Origin of the sequence: Pseudomonas sp. MN1F, from assembly GCF_009391885.1 — a bacterium.
Taxonomy (GTDB): domain Bacteria; phylum Pseudomonadota; class Gammaproteobacteria; order Pseudomonadales; family Pseudomonadaceae; genus Aquipseudomonas.
In genome coordinates this window covers 143,499-159,137 of sequence record NZ_VZII01000016.1, presented here as the reverse complement: position 1 = coordinate 159,137, position 15,639 = coordinate 143,499, and the positions used below count along the sequence as shown (strand labels likewise).

Below are 15,639 nucleotides of genomic sequence, written 5' to 3'. Positions count from 1 at the left end.
TGCCAGGTGACAACATTCAGATGACTGTTACCCTGATCAAGACCATCGCAATGGAAGACGGTCTGCGCTTCGCTATCCGTGAAGGCGGTCGTACCGTCGGCGCCGGCGTCGTAGCCAAAATCATCGAGTAATCACTCGACCGATTGAAAAAAACCCCCGCTCAGCGGGGGTTTTTTTTATTGGGTTGACACTAAATTGGGGCGTCTATAGAATCACGCCTCCTTTTAGCGGGCGTAGTGCGTCCGTTGGGAACAGCCTGGAGTCTGAAATCCAATGCAAAATCAGCAAATCCGAATCAGGTTGAAGGCTTTCGACCATCGCCTGATCGACCAATCCACCCAGGAAATCGTGGAAACCGCGAAACGTACTGGTGCACAAGTGCGTGGTCCAATTCCACTGCCTACCCGCAAAGAGCGTTTCACCGTTCTGGTCTCCCCGCACGTCAACAAAGACGCGCGTGACCAGTACGAGATTCGCACTCATAAGCGCGTTCTGGACATCGTCCAGCCAACGGATAAAACCGTTGATGCGCTGATGAAGCTTGATCTGGCGGCAGGTGTGGAAGTACAGATCAGCCTCGGCTAAGACTTCGGTCTAGTCGTGTAACGCTCTGAAATGGGCGGCCATAGCGGGTGAAAGCCCCGTACACTCATGAGGTTTACAACATGACTATTGGTGTAATCGGTCGCAAGTGCGGTATGACCCGCATTTTCACCGAAGAAGGTGTCTCCATTCCGGTCACGGTCATTGAGATCGAGCCGAATCGTGTCACCCAGTTCAAAACTGAAGAAACCGATGGCTACCGTGCAGTGCAAGTCACTGTCGGCGAGCGTCGTGCTTCGCGTGTGACTGCCGCTCAGGCAGGCCACTTCGCCAAGGCCAACGTTGCCGCTGGTCGCGGTGTCTGGGAGTTCCGTCTTGAAGAAGGCGAGTTCCAGGCTGGCGACTCGATCAAAGCTGAACTCTTCACTGCAGGCCAGCTGGTTGACGTTACTGGTCAGTCCAAAGGTAAAGGCTTTGCCGGTACCATCAAGCGCTGGAACTTCCGTGGCCAGGACAACACCCACGGTAACTCCGTGTCGCACCGTGTCCCAGGTTCCATCGGCCAGTGCCAGACTCCTGGTCGTGTGTTCAAGGGCAAGAAAATGTCCGGTCACATGGGCGCCGAGCGCGTGACTGTTCAGTCCCTGGAAGTAGTTCGCGTAGACGCTGAGCGCAACCTGCTGCTCGTCAAGGGTGCCGTTCCTGGCGCTACTGGCGGCGACGTGGTTGTACGTCCAGCTGTCAAGGCTCGCGGTTAAGGGGATACTGACATGCAACTTAATGTAAATGACGCTCAGGCGATCGAAGTTTCCGAACTGGCTTTCGGTGGCGAATTCAACGAGACGCTGGTACACCAAGCAGTCGTGGCCTACATGGCCGGCGGCCGTCAGGGCACCAAGCAGCAGAAGACCCGTTCCGACGTGGCTGGTGGCGGTAAGCGCCCATGGCGTCAGAAGGGTACTGGCCGTGCTCGTGCTGGTACCACTCGTGGTCCGATCTGGCGTGGCGGTGGTGTAACCTTCGCAGCTCGTCCTCAAGATCACTCGCAGAAGCTCAACAAGAAGATGTACCGCGCAGCCCTGCGCTCCATCCTCGCTGAGCTGGTGCGTAGCGACCGTCTGGTCGTGGTTCAGGACTTCGCTGTTGAAGCGCCGAAAACCAAAGATCTGCTGAACAAGCTGAACGGCATGGGTCTGAACGACGTACTGATCGTTTCCGACGCTGTTGATCAGAACCTGTACCTGGCTGCTCGCAACCTGCCGCACGTCGACGTACGTGACGTTCAAGGTTCCGACCCGGTCAGTCTGATCGCATACGAGAAGGTGTTGATCACCGTCTCGGCCGTGAAGAAATTCGAGGAGCTGCTGGGATGAACCAGGAACGCGTATTCAAAGTCCTCCTTGGCCCGCACGTTTCCGAGAAGGCTACCGTTCTGGCTGAGAAAAAAGGCCAGTTCGTATTCAAGGTTGCTACCGATGCAACCAAGCTGGAAATCAAGAAAGCTGTCGAAGGCCTGTTCAACGTAAAAGTTGAAAACGTGTCGACTGTTAACGTTCTGGGTAAAACCAAGCGTACCGCACGTGGTCTGGGCAAGCGTAATGACTGGAAGAAGGCGATCGTCTCCCTTCAGCCAGGCCAAGATCTCGATTTCAGCAGCAGTGCTGAGTAAGGAAGGGGTGCATCATGGCAATCGTTAAATGCAAACCGACTTCCCCTGGCCGCCGTTTCGTGGTCAAGGTGGTCAACAAGGAGCTGCACAAAGGCGCTCCTCACGCACCGCTGATCGAGAAAAAATCGAAGTCTGGTGGTCGTAACAACAATGGCCGCATTACCACTCGTCACGTTGGTGGTGGTCACAAGCAGCATTACCGTCTGGTCGACTTCCGTCGCAACGACAAAGATGGCATCCCAGCCACTGTCGAGCGTATCGAATACGATCCAAACCGTACTGCTCACATCGCCCTGCTGTGCTACGCAGACGGTGAGCGTCGCTACATCATCGCCCCTAAAGGCGTAAGTGCTGGCGACCAGCTGATCGCAGGTGCCCTGGCCCCAATCAAGGCCGGTAACTCCCTGCAACTGCGCAACATTCCAGTGGGTAGCACCATTCACGGCATCGAACTGAAGCCGGGTAAAGGTGCTCAGATCGCACGTTCCGCTGGTGCTTCGGCTCAGCTGATCGCTCGCGAAGGTGTCTACGTGACCCTGCGTCTGCGCTCTGGTGAAATGCGTAAAGTCCTGGCTGAGTGCCGTGCGACCCTGGGCGAAGTCTCGAACTCCGAGCACAGCCTGCGTTCGCTGGGTAAAGCTGGTGCCAAACGCTGGCGCGGCGTTCGCCCAACCGTTCGTGGTGTTGCCATGAACCCGGTTGACCACCCACATGGTGGTGGTGAAGGTCGTACCTCCGGTGGTCGTCATCCGGTATCGCCATGGGGCTTCCCAACCAAGGGTGCGAAGACCCGCGGTAATAAGCGTACCGACAACATGATCGTCCGTCGTCGCAAGTAACTAGAGGGATACGACAGTGCCACGTTCTCTGAAAAAAGGTCCTTTTATCGATCTTCACCTGTTGAAGAAGGTCGAAGTGGCGGTGGAGAAGAACGATCGCAAGCCAGTTAAAACCTGGTCGCGTCGTTCGATGATCCTGCCACAAATGGTCGGTCTGACCATCGCGGTTCACAACGGTCGCCAGCATGTCCCAGTTCTCGTGAACGAAGACATGGTCGGCCACAAACTGGGCGAGTTCGCCGGTACCCGCACCTATCGCGGGCACGTGGCTGACAAGAAAGCCAAGCGTTAAGGGGTAAGGAAATGGAAGTAGCCGCTAAGTTGTCGGGCGCTCGCATCTCCGCCCAGAAAGCCCGCTTGGTCGCCGACCAGATCCGCGGGAAGAAGGTGGGCGAAGCGCTCAACCTGTTGGCCTTCAGCAGCAAAAAAGCCGCTGAAATCATGAAGAAAGTCCTCGAGTCGGCCGTAGCCAACGCCGAACACAACGAAGGCGCAGACGTTGATGACCTGAAGGTCTCCACCGTCTTCGTCAACGAAGGGCGTTCGCTGAAGCGCATCATGCCACGTGCCAAAGGCCGTGCTGATCGCATCGTCAAGCGGTCTTGCCATATCACTGTCAAGGTTGCGGACAAGTAACGGAGTCGATCAGATGGGTCAGAAAGTACATCCCACTGGCATTCGCCTGGGAATCGTCAAGGAGCACACCTCCGTCTGGTACGCAGACGGTGCTACTTACGCAGATTACCTGTTGAAGGATCTGAAAACGCGTGAGTACCTCCAAGACAAACTAAAAAGCGCGTCCGTAAGCCGTATCGATATTCATCGTCCGGCTCAAACTGCACGCATCACCATCCACACCGCTCGTCCAGGTATCGTTATCGGGAAGAAAGGTGAAGATGTCGAGAAGCTGCGTCAGGACCTGACCAAGCAGATGGGTGTGCCTGTGCACATCAACATCGAAGAGATCCGCAAGCCGGAACTCGACGCTATGCTGGTTGCGCAGAGCGTAGCTCAGCAGCTGGAACGCCGCGTAATGTTCCGTCGTGCCATGAAGCGCGCCGTACAGAACGCCATGCGTATTGGTGCCAAGGGCATCAAGATCCAGGTGAGCGGTCGTCTCGGCGGTGCTGAGATTGCTCGTACCGAGTGGTATCGCGAAGGTCGTGTGCCTCTGCACACCCTGCGTGCCGATATCGACTACAACACCTACGAAGCTCACACCACTTACGGTGTGATCGGTGTGAAGGTTTGGATCTTCAAAGGCGAAGTTATTGGTGGTCGCCAAGAAGAACTGAAACCACAAGCACCAGCGCCTCGTAAAAAAGCTGCTAAGTAAGGGGTACGCCAAATGTTGCAACCAAAGCGTACAAAATTCCGCAAGCAGATGACTGGCCACAACCGTGGTCTGGCACTGCGCGGTAGCAAAGTCAGCTTCGGCGAATTCGCCCTGAAAGCTGTTGCTCGCGGTCGCCTCACCGCTCGCCAGATCGAGTCCGCACGTCGTGCGCTGACCCGTCACGTTAAGCGTGGCGGTAAGATCTGGATCCGTGTGTTCCCGGACAAGCCGATCTCCAAGAAGCCTCTCGAGGTTCGTATGGGTAAAGGTAAGGGCTCCGTGGAATACTGGGTTGCCCAGATCCAGCCAGGCAAAGTCCTGTACGAGATCGAGGGTGTTTCTGAAGAGCTGGCGCGCGAAGCTTTCGCCCTGGCTGCTGCAAAGCTGCCTCTCGCCACCTCCTTTGTTAAGCGGACGGTGATGTGATGAAAGCGAATGAACTTCGTGAAAAATCTGCACAGCAACTGAATGAGCAACTGCTCGGCTTGCTGCGCGACCAGTTCAATCTGCGTATGCAGAAAGCAACTGGCCAGTTGGGGCAGTCGCACCTGCTCTCGCAAGTTAAGCGTGACATCGCTCGCGTGAAAACTGTGCTTAACCAGCAGGCAGGTAAGTGATCATGGCTGAAGCTGAAAAAACCGTCCGTACGCTGACTGGCCGTGTCGTCAGCGACAAAATGGACAAGACCATCACCGTTCTGATCGAGCGTCGCGTAAAGCACCCGATCTACGGTAAATACGTTAAGCGTTCGACTAAGCTGCACGCGCACGACGAATCCAACCAGTGCAAAATCGGCGACAAGGTTTCCATCCGTGAAACCCGTCCGCTGGCCAAGACCAAGTCCTGGGCACTGGTTGAAGTCCTCGAACGCGCTGTTGAAGTCTAAGGGCTAGGGGTCGGAGAAATTTTATGATTCAGACTCAATCCATGCTCGATGTGGCCGATAACAGCGGCGCTCGTCGCGTCATGTGCATCAAGGTGCTCGGCGGTTCGCACCGCCGTTACGCCGGCATCGGTGACATCATCAAAGTAACCGTCAAGGAAGCAATTCCGCGCGGTAAGGTCAAAAAAGGCCAGGTGATGACCGCTGTTGTCGTCCGTACCCGTCACGGTGTACGTCGCGCTGACGGTTCCATCATTCGTTTCGACGGCAACGCTGCTGTTCTGCTGAACACCAAGCAAGAGCCGATCGGCACTCGCATCTTCGGGCCAGTGACCCGTGAACTTCGTACTGAGAAGTTCATGAAGATCGTCTCGCTCGCCCCTGAAGTGCTGTAAGGAGATCCGACATGCAAAAGATTCGTCGTGACGACGAGATCATCGTGATCGCCGGCAAAGACAAAGGTAAGCGCGGTAAGGTGCTGAAGGTTCTGGCTGATGACCGTCTGGTTATCGGTGGCGTGAACCTGGTCAAGCGTCATACCAAGCCTAACCCGATGGCGGGCGTTCAGGGCGGTATCGTCGAAAAAGAAGCGCCTCTGCACGCTTCCAACGTTGCCATCTTCAACGGCGAAACCAACAAGGCTGACCGCGTTGGTTTCAAAGTAGAAGACGGTAAGAAAATTCGTGTCTTCAAGTCGACCCAAAAAGCGGTTGATGCTTGAACACTGCTAGGTAGAAGACCATGGCACGACTGAAAGAGATTTACCGGAACGAAATCGCTCCTAAGCTTAAGGAAGAACTTAAGCTGTCGAACGTGATGGAAGTTCCGCGCGTTACCAAGATCACCCTGAACATGGGTCTGGGCGAAGCGATCGGCGACAAGAAAGTCATCGAGCACGCTGTTGCTGACCTGGAAAAGATCACCGGTCAAAAGCCGGTCGTGACTTTCGCTCGTAAATCCATCGCGGGCTTCAAAGTCCGTGAAGGGTGGCCGATCGGCGTCAAGGTGACCCTGCGTAGCGACAAGATGTACGAATTCCTGGACCGCCTGCTGGCGATCTCCCTGCCTCGGGTTCGCGACTTCCGCGGCCTGAATGCCAAGTCCTTCGACGGTCGTGGCAACTACAGCATGGGCGTGAAAGAGCAGATCATCTTCCCGGAAATCGATTACGACAAGATCGATGCTCTGCGCGGTTTGGACATCACCCTGACCACCACTGCTCGTTCGGATGACGAAGGCCGCGCTCTGCTGCGTGCATTCAAATTCCCGTTCCGCAACTGATTGGAGTAGGAAAATGGCCAAGAAGAGCATGAAAAACCGCGAGCTGAAGCGTCAGCTCACGGTAGCCAAGTTCGCCAAAAAGCGTGCTGAGCTGAAAGCGACCATCGTCAACCTTAACGCCTCTCCAGAAGAGCGTTTCGCTGCCGTTGTCGCTCTGCAGAAGCAGCCACGTGATGCCAGCGCTGCGCGTCTGCGCAACCGTTGCCGCCTGACCGGTCGTCCTCACGGTGTATACCGTAAGTTCGGCCTGGGCCGTAACATGCTGCGTCAAGCTGCAATGCGCGGTGACGTACCAGGCCTGGTCAAAGCCTCCTGGTAATTGCTGCAGGTGTGATCCCGGTGGGAGGGGAGCAATCTTCCGACCGCCGGTGACCTCGCCAACAAACAAGCCCCCTCGTGGGGCTTGTTTCGTTTCTGCCTTATGTCTAGAATGACCGGCTCACCCGAGCCTGGGTTTTTTACCCTGCCCGTTCGGGTGGTTGTGATAGCCGCAAGGCTAATATTTCTTGTATCAGGAGCATCTAGCCCATGAGTATGCAGGACCCGTTAGCGGACATGCTAACTCGCATCCGTAATGCCCAGATGGCTGAAAAGTCCGTCGTAAGCATGCCTTCCTCCACTCTGAAGGTTGCGGTTGCCAAAGTTCTGAAGGACGAAGGTTACATCGCTGGCTACCAGGTTACTGGTGAAGCCAAGCCTTCCCTGTCGATCGAACTGAAGTACTTCGAAGGTCGTCCGGTCATCGAGGAACTGAAGCGCTCCAGCCGTCCAGGCCTGCGCCAGTACAAGTCCGTCACTGAGCTGCCGAAAGTACGTGGCGGCCTGGGCGTGTCTATTGTCTCCACCAACAAAGGTGTGATGACTGATCGCGCTGCGCGCGCTGCCGGTGTCGGCGGCGAAGTTCTCTGCACAGTGTTCTAAGGGGGGATAGACATGTCTCGCGTCGCTAAGAACCCCGTTAAGCTGCCATCTGGTGTCGAAGTCAAATTCGCTGGCCAGCAGCTTTCGGTGAAGGGTGCCAAAGGCACTCTCGAACTGAACGTTCACTCGTCTGTTGAAGTTACCGAAGAGTCTGGTGAGCTGCGTTTCGTCGCTCGCAATGGTGACCAGCAAGCTCGTGCCATGGCCGGTACTACCCGCGCTCTGGTCAACAACATGGTCCAAGGCGTAAGCCAAGGCTTCGAGCGTAAGCTCCAGCTGGTCGGTGTTGGTTACAAGGCACAGGCCAAAGGCACCGTCCTGAACCTGGCCCTGGGCTTCTCTCACCCAGTGGACTACGAACTGCCAGCCGGCATCACCGCTGAAACGCCTAGCCAGACCGACATCCTGATCAAGGGTATCGACAAGCAGCTGGTAGGTCAGGTGGCCGCTGAAATCCGCGGGTTCCGTCCGCCAGAGCCTTACAAAGGCAAGGGTGTGCGTTACGCGGACGAAGCAGTCCGTCGTAAAGAAGCCAAGAAGAAGTAGGGCCTAGCAAATGACCGACAAAAAAGTTATTCGACTGCGTCGCGCTCGCAAAGCACGTCTCAAGATGCACGAACTCGAAGTCGTGCGCCTGTGCGTGTTCCGCTCCTCGCAGCACATCTACGCCCAGGTCATTTCGGCCGACGGCAGCAAGGTTCTGGCAAGCGCCTCGACCTTGGACAAAGACCTGCGTGATGGCGCCACTGGCAACATCGACGCGGCCACTAAGGTTGGCAAGCTGGTAGCTGAGCGTGCGAAAGCCGCCGGTGTATCTCAAGTTGCCTTTGACCGTTCCGGCTTCAAGTACCATGGCCGCGTCAAAGCGCTGGCTGATGCTGCTCGTGAAGGCGGGCTGGAGTTCTAAGTTATGGCAAATAACGATCAAAAGCGCGACGAAGGCTACATCGAGAAGCTGGTTCAAGTTAACCGCGTAGCCAAAACCGTTAAAGGCGGCCGTATCTTCACCTTCACCGCGCTGACCGTGGTTGGTGATGGCAAGGGTCGCGTTGGTTTCGGCCGTGGCAAATCGCGCGAAGTACCTGCTGCGATCCAGAAAGCCATGGAAGCTGCTCGTCGCAACATGATCCAGGTTGACCTGAAGGGCACCACCCTGCAGTACGCCACCAAGGCTGCCCACGGCGCCTCGAAGGTTTACATGCAGCCTGCCTCGGAAGGTACCGGTATCATCGCCGGCGGCGCCATGCGTGCCGTCCTGGAAGTTGCTGGTGTTCAGAACGTCCTGGCCAAGTGCTACGGTTCGACCAACCCAGTGAACGTGGTTTACGCCACCTTCAAGGGTCTGAAAGCCATGCAATCTCCTGAGTCCATTGCTGCCAAGCGCGGCAAGAGCGTTGAGGAGATCTTCTAATCATGGCAACCGTAAAAGTAACGCTGATCAAGAGCGTCTCGGGCCGCCTGCCTAACCACAAACTGTGCGTTAAAGGTCTGGGTCTGCGTCGCATCGGTCACACTGTAGAAGTCCAGGATACTCCCGAGAACCGCGGGATGATCAACAAGGCTTACTACATGCTGAAGGTCGAGGGCTAATCGATGAAACTCAATGATCTGAGTCCAGCGCCGGGTTCCCGTCGCGAGAAGCATCGTCCAGGTCGTGGTATCGGTAGCGGTCTGGGTAAGACCGGCGGCCGTGGCCACAAGGGTCAGACCTCCCGTTCCGGTGGTTCGATCGCTCCTGGCTTCGAAGGCGGTCAACAGCCGCTGCACCGTCGTCTGCCGAAGTTCGGCTTCGTTTCCCTGAAAGCCATGGACCGCGCTGAAGTGCGTCTGTCCGAGCTGGCCAAAGTGGAAGGCGACGTGATCTCCGTGCAGTCCCTGAAGGATGCCAACGTGATCAACCAGCACATTCAGCGTGTGAAAATCATGCTGTCTGGCGAAGTTACTCGCGCAGTCACCATCAAGGGCATCGCAGCCACCAAGGGTGCGCGTGCGGCTATCGAAGCAGCTGGCGGCAAATTCGAGGAATAAATGGCTAAGCAAGGTGCTCTCTCTTCGCTCGGTAAGGGCGGGATGTCGGAACTCTGGGCTCGTCTGCGCTTTCTGTTCATGGCGATCATCGTCTATCGGATAGGTGCGCATATCCCGGTTCCTGGCATCAATCCAGACCGTCTGGCGGATCTGTTTCGGCAGAATGAGGGGACCATTCTTAGCTTGTTCAACATGTTTTCCGGTGGCGCGCTTGAGCGCATGAGCATCTTTGCACTGGGGATCATGCCGTACATCTCGGCATCGATCATCATGCAGCTGATGACGGCGGTCAGCCCGCAACTGGAGCAGTTGAAGAAGGAAGGTGAAGCTGGCCGTCGCAAGATCAGCCAGTACACCCGCTACGGCACCGTTATCCTGGCACTGGTTCAAGCCATTGGCATGTCCATTGGCCTGGCCAACCAGGGCGTGGCGTTTTCTGTAGGTCTCGGCTTCTATGTCGTTGCCGTCTCCACCTTCGTGGCAGGCGCGATGTTCATGATGTGGCTGGGCGAGCAGATCACCGAGCGCGGTGTGGGTAACGGTATCTCGATGTTGATCTTCGCAGGTATCGTTGCCGGTCTTCCGAGAGCAATCGGGCAGTCTTTCGAGTCTGCACGCACAGGCGATATCAACATTTTCGCCCTGGTCGCAATCGGTTTGCTTGCAGTAGCGATCATCGGTTTCGTGGTGTTCATTGAGCGTGGTCAGCGTCGTATCGCCGTTCACTACGCCAAGCGTCAGCAGGGCCGCAAGGTCTTTGCCGCGCAGACCAGCCACTTGCCGCTGAAGGTGAACATGGCGGGGGTTATCCCGGCCATTTTCGCGAGCAGCATTCTGCTGTTCCCGGCTTCGCTGGGTGCCTGGTTCGGTCAGTCCGAAGGTATGGGCTGGCTGCAGGACATCTCGCAGTCGATCGCTCCTGGTCAGCCGTTGAACATTCTGCTGTTTAGTGCAGGGATCATTTTCTTCTGCTTCTTCTACACAGCGTTGATGTTTAACCCGAAAGACGTAGCGGAAAACCTGAAGAAGTCCGGTGCCTTTATTCCGGGTATCCGTCCTGGTGAGCAGTCTGCGCGCTACATTGATGGCGTTCTGACTCGTTTGACCATGTTCGGTGCTCTTTACATGATGGCCGTCTGCCTTCTGCCCCAGTTCCTGGTGGTGGCAGCAAATGTGCCGTTCTACCTTGGCGGGACCTCGTTGCTGATTGTGGTAGTGGTTGTGATGGACTTCATGTCCCAAGTACAATCGCACCTCGTTTCGCACCAGTACGAATCCCTGATGAAGAAAGCCAACCTGAAAGGCTACGGCGGCAGCGGTCTGCTGCGCTGATACGCCCCTAAGGTTCGAGGAGTCGGTAATGAAAGTTCGTGCATCGGTGAAAAAGCTGTGCCGTAACTGCAAGATCATCCGTCGCGAAGGCGTCGTACGAGTGATCTGCAGCGCGGAACCGCGTCACAAACAGCGCCAAGGCTGAGTGTGATCTGCGCTTCAAACCCAGCAGCTAGTGTGCTGCTGGGTTGATTATTCGTTTCTACAGCGATATTATCTCGCGCCCTATTTCTTGGCTTCCGGGGCGTAGGTAGCTGTCAATTGGAGTCCCACTGAATGGCCCGTATTGCAGGCGTCAACATTCCAGATAACAAGCATACTGTTATCTCGCTGACCTACATCTATGGTGTCGGTCGCACAACTGCGCAGAAGATCTGTGCAGACGCTGGTGTCAACCCAGCCGCAAAGATCAAGGATCTGAGCGACGAGCAAATCGAAACCCTGCGTGGCGAAGTCGCGAAGTTCACCACCGAAGGTGACCTGCGTCGTGACATCAACATGAAGATCAAACGCTTGATGGACCTGGGCTGCTACCGTGGCCTGCGTCATCGTAAAGGTCTGCCGGTTCGCGGTCAGCGCACCAAGACCAACGCACGCACCCGTAAGGGCCCGCGTAAGCCGATCCGCAAGTAACCGCCCGGGAATATAGACATGGCAAAACCTGCTGCTCGTCCTCGTAAGAAAGTCAAAAAGACAGTGGTTGATGGCATCGCCCACATCCATGCGTCTTTCAACAACACCATCGTGACCATCACCGACCGTCAGGGCAATGCTCTGTCGTGGGCTACCTCCGGTGGTTCGGGTTTCCGTGGTTCGCGCAAATCCACCCCGTTCGCAGCCCAGATTGCTGCTGAGCGTGCTGGTCAAGCTGCGCTGGAATATGGTCTGAAGAACCTCGACGTCAACGTCAAGGGTCCAGGTCCAGGTCGTGAATCCGCCGTTCGTGCATTGAACAGCTGCGGCTACAAGATCGCCAGCATCACCGACGTGACGCCAATCCCGCATAACGGGTGCCGTCCGCCGAAGAAGCGTCGCGTGTAATCAGGAGACAGAAGAATGGCACGTTACATTGGTCCAAAATGCAAACTGTCTCGTCGTGAAGGCACCGACCTGTTCCTGAAGAGCGGCGTTCGCGCTCTGGAATCGAAGTGCAACATCGAAGCAGCCCCAGGTATCCACGGCCAGCGCCGTGGCCGTCAGTCCGACTACGGTACCCAGCTGCGCGAGAAACAAAAAGTCCGTCGTATCTACGGTGTTCTGGAGCGTCAGTTCCGCGGTTACTACCAAGCTGCTGCCTCGAAAAAAGGCGCAACCGGTGAGAACCTGCTGCAACTGCTCGAGTGCCGTCTGGATAACGTCGTTTACCGTATGGGCTTCGGCTCGACTCGTTCCGAGTCCCGTCAGCTGGTTTCGCACAAAGCGATCAGCGTCAACGGTAAGACTGTAAACATTCCATCCTACCAAGTTCGTCCGGGTGACGTGGTCGCGGTTCGCGAGAAGTCGCTGAACCAGCTGCGCATTGTTCAAGCCCTTGAACTGTGCGCCCAGCGTGGCCGCGTTGAGTGGGTAGACGTAGATTCCGCTAAGAAGTCGGGCGTTTTCAAGAACGTTCCAGCTCGTGGCGATCTGTCTGCCGACATCAACGAAAACCTGATTGTCGAGCTCTACTCCAAGTAAGGGCTAGAAAATAGGTGCATCCATGCAGATTTCGGTAAATGAGTTCCTGACTCCCCGCCATATTGATGTGCAGGTAGTCAGTCCGACCCGCGCCAAGATTACGCTCGAGCCTCTCGAGCGTGGTTTCGGCCATACCCTGGGCAACGCGCTGCGCCGCATCCTGTTGTCCTCCATGCCTGGCTGTGCAGTAGTCGAGGCCGAGATCGATGGCGTACTCCATGAGTACTCCGCGATCGAAGGTGTTCAGGAAGACGTAATTGAAATCCTGTTGAACCTGAAAGGCCTGGCTATCAAACTGCACGGTCGTGACGAAGTTACGCTGACCTTGTCGAAAAAGGGTTCGGGGGTGGTTACCGCTGCCGATATTCAGCTGGATCACGATGTCGAGATCGTCAACCCCGATCACGTAATCGCGAACCTGGCGTCCAACGGCGCCCTGAACATGAAGCTCACCGTAGCTCGTGGTCGCGGTTACGAGCCGGCTGACTCCCGTCAAACCGACGAAGACGAAAGCCGGAGCATTGGCCGTCTGCAGCTGGACGCTTCGTTTAGCCCGGTGCGTCGTATCGCCTATGTGGTCGAAAACGCCCGTGTTGAACAGCGTACCAACCTGGACAAGCTGGTCATTGATCTGGAAACCAACGGCACCCTGGATCCTGAAGAGGCTATCCGCCGCGCTGCGACCATCCTGCAACAGCAGCTGGCCGCGTTCGTCGACCTCAAAGGTGACAGCGAGCCTGTCGTAGTCGAGCAGGAAGACGAGATCGATCCGATCCTGCTGCGCCCGGTTGACGACCTGGAACTGACTGTACGTTCGGCCAACTGCCTCAAGGCGGAGAACATCTACTACATCGGCGACCTGATTCAGCGTACCGAAGTAGAGCTGTTGAAGACTCCTAACCTGGGCAAGAAGTCCCTGACCGAAATCAAGGACGTCCTGGCCTCTCGTGGTCTGTCTCTCGGCATGCGCCTCGACAACTGGCCGCCTGCAAGTCTTAAGAAAGACGACAAGGCGACCGCCTGATCGTCGTAATCACCGAACGTAGTGTTTGGTAAGGAATGAATCATGCGTCATCGTAAAAGTGGACGTCACCTGAGCCGTACCAGCTCTCACCGCAAGGCTATGTTCCAGAACATGGCAGTGTCGCTGATCGAGCACGAGCTGATCAAAACCACCCTGCCGAAAGCCAAGGAACTGCGCCGCGTTGCCGAGCCGCTGATCACCCTGGCCAAGGAAGACAGCGTTGCTAACCGTCGTCTGGCCTTCGACCGTACCCGTTCGAAGTCCGCTGTTGGCAAACTGTTCAACGACCTGGGCAAGCGTTACGCCACCCGTCAGGGCGGCTACCTGCGCATCCTGAAGTGCGGTTTCCGCGCTGGCGACAACGCGCCTATGGCGTACGTCGAGCTGGTTGATCGTCCGGTCGGCGGTGCTGTAGAAGCTGCTGAGTAAGACGTTCTGTCTGCTACAAAGAACCGGGCCTAGTGCCCGGTTTTTTGTGTCTGCTTGTATTGTTTATTTCTATTGATACAAGTTATGTAATGAATTTGTTCTGAAACTACCGCTCGTCGATACTCCTTCTCAAGCCGTTTAGTCGGCACTCGAAGACCGATAAGGAGAGCCCATGAGCAAGATTCTCACCACCGCCAGCGGTGCACCTGTAGCCGACAACCAGAATTCCCGTTCCGCTGGCCCGCGCGGCCCGCTGCTGCTCGACGACTTCCACCTGATCGAGAAGCTCGCCCACTTCAACCGCGAGAACATCCCCGAGCGCCGTGTACACGCCAAAGGCTCCGGAGCCTACGGCACCTTTACCGTCACCCGCGATATCACCTCGTACACCAGCGCCAAGCTGTTCGAACAGATCGGCAAGCAGACCGAGACTTTCCTGCGCTTCTCGACGGTCGGTGGCGAGCGCGGCTCGGCGGATACCGAGCGCGACCCTCGTGGCTTTGCGGTGAAGTTCTACACCGAGGAAGGCAACTGGGACATCGTTGGCAACAACACGCCGGTGTTCTTCATCCGCGACCCGCTCAAGTTCCCGGACTTTATCCACACCCAGAAGCGCCACCCGCAAACCAACCTGAAGAACGCTCAGATGATGTGGGACTTCTGGTCGCACTCGCCTGAAGCACTGCACCAGGTCACCATCCTGTTCTCCGACCGTGGTATCCCGGACGGCTACCGGCACATGCACGGCTTCGGTAGCCACACCTACAGCCTGATCAATGCCCAAGGCGGGCGCACCTGGGTCAAATGGCACTTCAAGACCCAACAAGGCATCAAGAACCTGGCCCCGGCTGACGCAGCCCGCCTGGCCGGTACCGACCCGGACTACGCCCAGCGGGACCTGTTCGAGGCCATCGAGCGTGGCGACTTCCCGCGCTGGACCGTATGCATCCAGGTAATGAGTGAGGCCGAGGCGGCCAACCGCGATGAGAACCCGTTCGATGTGACCAAAACCTGGTCGCAGAAGGACTACCCGCTGATCGAAGTCGGTGTGCTGGAGCTCAACCGCAACCCGCTCAACTACTTCGCTGAAGTGGAGCAGGCTGCGTTCGGCCCGAGCAACATGGTTCCGGGTGTCGGCCTGTCGCCTGACCGCATGTTGCAGGGGCGCGTATTCGCTTACGCCGATGCACATCGCTACCGTGTGGGCACCAACCACCAGCAGCTGCCGGTAAACGCCCCGCGCAGCCCGGTAAACAGCTACCAGCGTGACGGTTCGATGGCCATGGGCAGCTACGGCAGTGCGCCGAACTATGAGCCCAACAGCTACGCCGATGCGCCAAAGCAGTCGCCACGCCATGCTGAACCCGCATTGGCTCTCAGCGGCGCGGCGGACCGCCACGACCACCGCGATGACAACGACTACTACAGCCACGCCGGGGCGTTGTTCCGCCTGATGAGTGATGAACAGAAGACTCTGCTGATCAGCAACATTGCCGGCACCATGGCGGGCGTGAGCGACGATGTGATCCAGCGTCAGTTGCAGTACTTCTTCAAGGCCGACCCAGCCTACGGCGAAGGTATCGCCAAGGCATTGGGCGTGAATCTCGCTTAAGTCGAAGTGATAAGTAGAACCGCCCTCATTTGGGCGGTTTTTCAATGAATATCACTACTGTTTAA

Annotated in this window: 29 protein-coding genes and 1 pseudogene; all 30 read left to right on the top strand. The window is 56.7% G+C overall.

The genetic code is table 11. From position 1 onward, the window contains the following. Positions 1-131 (top strand): annotated as a pseudogene (locus F6X59_RS11190) (elongation factor Tu); the annotation flags it as partial. 142 nt (positions 132-273) lie between these two features. Beyond that, the gene (gene rpsJ, locus F6X59_RS11185; protein WP_003186070.1) at positions 274-585 is read left to right on the top strand and encodes a 30S ribosomal protein S10; all 312 of its coding nucleotides are present in this window, start codon (positions 274-276) and stop codon (positions 583-585) included. An 80-nt stretch (positions 586-665) separates the two neighbouring features. After that, a complete protein-coding gene (gene rplC / locus F6X59_RS11180; RefSeq protein ID WP_027917847.1) occupies positions 666-1,301 on the top strand; it encodes a 50S ribosomal protein L3 in 636 nt (211 codons plus the stop codon). Between the two features lie 12 nt (positions 1,302-1,313). Next, positions 1,314-1,916: a 50S ribosomal protein L4 gene (rplD, locus tag F6X59_RS11175; protein WP_027917846.1), complete on the top strand. Its 603-nt coding sequence runs from the start codon at positions 1,314-1,316 to the stop codon at positions 1,914-1,916. Continuing rightward, on the top strand, positions 1,913-2,212 hold the full coding sequence (rplW, locus tag F6X59_RS11170) for a 50S ribosomal protein L23 (RefSeq protein WP_003255484.1): 300 nt from the start codon (positions 1,913-1,915) through the stop codon (positions 2,210-2,212). Before rplD ends, rplW begins: the two co-directional genes overlap by 4 nt. A 14-nt stretch (positions 2,213-2,226) precedes the next feature. Continuing rightward, positions 2,227-3,051: a 50S ribosomal protein L2 gene (gene rplB / locus F6X59_RS11165; protein WP_003255483.1), complete on the top strand. Its 825-nt coding sequence runs from the start codon at positions 2,227-2,229 to the stop codon at positions 3,049-3,051. A 16-nt stretch (positions 3,052-3,067) separates the two neighbouring features. Next, a complete protein-coding gene (gene rpsS, locus F6X59_RS11160) occupies positions 3,068-3,343 on the top strand; it encodes a 30S ribosomal protein S19 (RefSeq protein ID WP_003255482.1) in 276 nt (91 codons plus the stop codon). 11 nt (positions 3,344-3,354) lie between these two features. Then, positions 3,355-3,687, top strand: a complete 333-nt coding sequence (gene rplV / locus F6X59_RS11155) for a 50S ribosomal protein L22 (protein ID WP_003103908.1) — start codon at positions 3,355-3,357, stop codon at positions 3,685-3,687. Positions 3,688-3,700: 13 nt separating this feature from the next. Next, positions 3,701-4,387, top strand: coding sequence for a 30S ribosomal protein S3 (gene rpsC, locus F6X59_RS11150; protein ID WP_003255481.1), 687 nt, complete (start codon positions 3,701-3,703; stop codon positions 4,385-4,387). 12 nt (positions 4,388-4,399) lie between these two features. After that, entirely contained in the window at positions 4,400-4,813 is a 414-nt protein-coding gene (gene rplP, locus F6X59_RS11145; RefSeq protein WP_003255479.1) for a 50S ribosomal protein L16, read from the top strand. Beyond that, entirely contained in the window at positions 4,813-5,004 is a 192-nt protein-coding gene (gene rpmC / locus F6X59_RS11140) for a 50S ribosomal protein L29 (RefSeq protein WP_002555481.1), read from the top strand. Before rplP ends, rpmC begins: the two co-directional genes overlap by 1 nt. A gap of 2 nt (positions 5,005-5,006) precedes the next feature. Beyond that, positions 5,007-5,273 carry a 30S ribosomal protein S17 gene (gene rpsQ / locus F6X59_RS11135; RefSeq protein ID WP_008089812.1) on the top strand — a complete coding sequence of 89 codons (267 nt, stop codon included), beginning with the start codon at positions 5,007-5,009 and terminating at the stop codon, positions 5,271-5,273. Between the two features lie 23 nt (positions 5,274-5,296). Next, positions 5,297-5,665, top strand: a complete 369-nt coding sequence (rplN, locus tag F6X59_RS11130) for a 50S ribosomal protein L14 (RefSeq protein WP_008089810.1) — start codon at positions 5,297-5,299, stop codon at positions 5,663-5,665. An 11-nt stretch (positions 5,666-5,676) separates the two neighbouring features. Next, positions 5,677-5,991 carry a 50S ribosomal protein L24 gene (rplX, locus tag F6X59_RS11125; protein WP_003255476.1) on the top strand — a complete coding sequence of 105 codons (315 nt, stop codon included), beginning with the start codon at positions 5,677-5,679 and terminating at the stop codon, positions 5,989-5,991. A gap of 20 nt (positions 5,992-6,011) precedes the next feature. Continuing rightward, on the top strand, positions 6,012-6,551 hold the full coding sequence (rplE, locus tag F6X59_RS11120) for a 50S ribosomal protein L5 (protein ID WP_003255474.1): 540 nt from the start codon (positions 6,012-6,014) through the stop codon (positions 6,549-6,551). Between the two features lie 13 nt (positions 6,552-6,564). Beyond that, positions 6,565-6,870, top strand: a complete 306-nt coding sequence (gene rpsN / locus F6X59_RS11115) for a 30S ribosomal protein S14 (RefSeq protein ID WP_012316516.1) — start codon at positions 6,565-6,567, stop codon at positions 6,868-6,870. 209 nt (positions 6,871-7,079) lie between these two features. After that, a complete protein-coding gene (gene rpsH, locus F6X59_RS11110) occupies positions 7,080-7,472 on the top strand; it encodes a 30S ribosomal protein S8 (protein WP_019097628.1) in 393 nt (130 codons plus the stop codon). A gap of 12 nt (positions 7,473-7,484) precedes the next feature. Then, on the top strand, positions 7,485-8,018 hold the full coding sequence (gene rplF, locus F6X59_RS11105; protein ID WP_054887033.1) for a 50S ribosomal protein L6: 534 nt from the start codon (positions 7,485-7,487) through the stop codon (positions 8,016-8,018). A 10-nt stretch (positions 8,019-8,028) separates the two neighbouring features. Beyond that, entirely contained in the window at positions 8,029-8,379 is a 351-nt protein-coding gene (gene rplR, locus F6X59_RS11100) for a 50S ribosomal protein L18 (protein ID WP_003255467.1), read from the top strand. A gap of 3 nt (positions 8,380-8,382) precedes the next feature. Further along, positions 8,383-8,883 carry a 30S ribosomal protein S5 gene (rpsE, locus tag F6X59_RS11095; protein ID WP_003255465.1) on the top strand — a complete coding sequence of 167 codons (501 nt, stop codon included), beginning with the start codon at positions 8,383-8,385 and terminating at the stop codon, positions 8,881-8,883. A gap of 2 nt (positions 8,884-8,885) precedes the next feature. Continuing rightward, positions 8,886-9,062, top strand: coding sequence for a 50S ribosomal protein L30 (gene rpmD, locus F6X59_RS11090; protein WP_003255463.1), 177 nt, complete (start codon positions 8,886-8,888; stop codon positions 9,060-9,062). A gap of 3 nt (positions 9,063-9,065) precedes the next feature. Then, positions 9,066-9,500 carry a 50S ribosomal protein L15 gene (gene rplO / locus F6X59_RS11085; protein ID WP_003255461.1) on the top strand — a complete coding sequence of 145 codons (435 nt, stop codon included), beginning with the start codon at positions 9,066-9,068 and terminating at the stop codon, positions 9,498-9,500. Further along, entirely contained in the window at positions 9,501-10,832 is a 1,332-nt protein-coding gene (gene secY, locus F6X59_RS11080) for a preprotein translocase subunit SecY (protein WP_016393394.1), read from the top strand. It abuts the gene before it with no gap. A gap of 28 nt (positions 10,833-10,860) precedes the next feature. Beyond that, positions 10,861-10,977 (top strand): 50S ribosomal protein L36, encoded by a 117-nt coding sequence (gene rpmJ, locus F6X59_RS11075; protein WP_002555468.1) that lies wholly within the window; start codon positions 10,861-10,863, stop codon positions 10,975-10,977. A gap of 131 nt (positions 10,978-11,108) precedes the next feature. Then, positions 11,109-11,465: a 30S ribosomal protein S13 gene (gene rpsM, locus F6X59_RS11070; RefSeq protein ID WP_003255457.1), complete on the top strand. Its 357-nt coding sequence runs from the start codon at positions 11,109-11,111 to the stop codon at positions 11,463-11,465. An 18-nt stretch (positions 11,466-11,483) separates the two neighbouring features. Continuing rightward, a complete protein-coding gene (rpsK, locus tag F6X59_RS11065; protein WP_003255454.1) occupies positions 11,484-11,873 on the top strand; it encodes a 30S ribosomal protein S11 in 390 nt (129 codons plus the stop codon). A gap of 15 nt (positions 11,874-11,888) precedes the next feature. Beyond that, positions 11,889-12,509, top strand: coding sequence for a 30S ribosomal protein S4 (gene rpsD, locus F6X59_RS11060; RefSeq protein WP_027917844.1), 621 nt, complete (start codon positions 11,889-11,891; stop codon positions 12,507-12,509). 22 nt (positions 12,510-12,531) lie between these two features. Then, a complete protein-coding gene (rpoA, locus tag F6X59_RS11055) occupies positions 12,532-13,533 on the top strand; it encodes a DNA-directed RNA polymerase subunit alpha (protein WP_003255452.1) in 1,002 nt (333 codons plus the stop codon). A gap of 42 nt (positions 13,534-13,575) precedes the next feature. After that, positions 13,576-13,962 carry a 50S ribosomal protein L17 gene (rplQ, locus tag F6X59_RS11050; protein ID WP_003255451.1) on the top strand — a complete coding sequence of 129 codons (387 nt, stop codon included), beginning with the start codon at positions 13,576-13,578 and terminating at the stop codon, positions 13,960-13,962. Positions 13,963-14,134: 172 nt separating this feature from the next. Further along, positions 14,135-15,574, top strand: coding sequence for a catalase (locus F6X59_RS11045; RefSeq protein ID WP_152956291.1), 1,440 nt, complete (start codon positions 14,135-14,137; stop codon positions 15,572-15,574). Positions 15,575-15,639 lie beyond the last annotated feature (65 nt).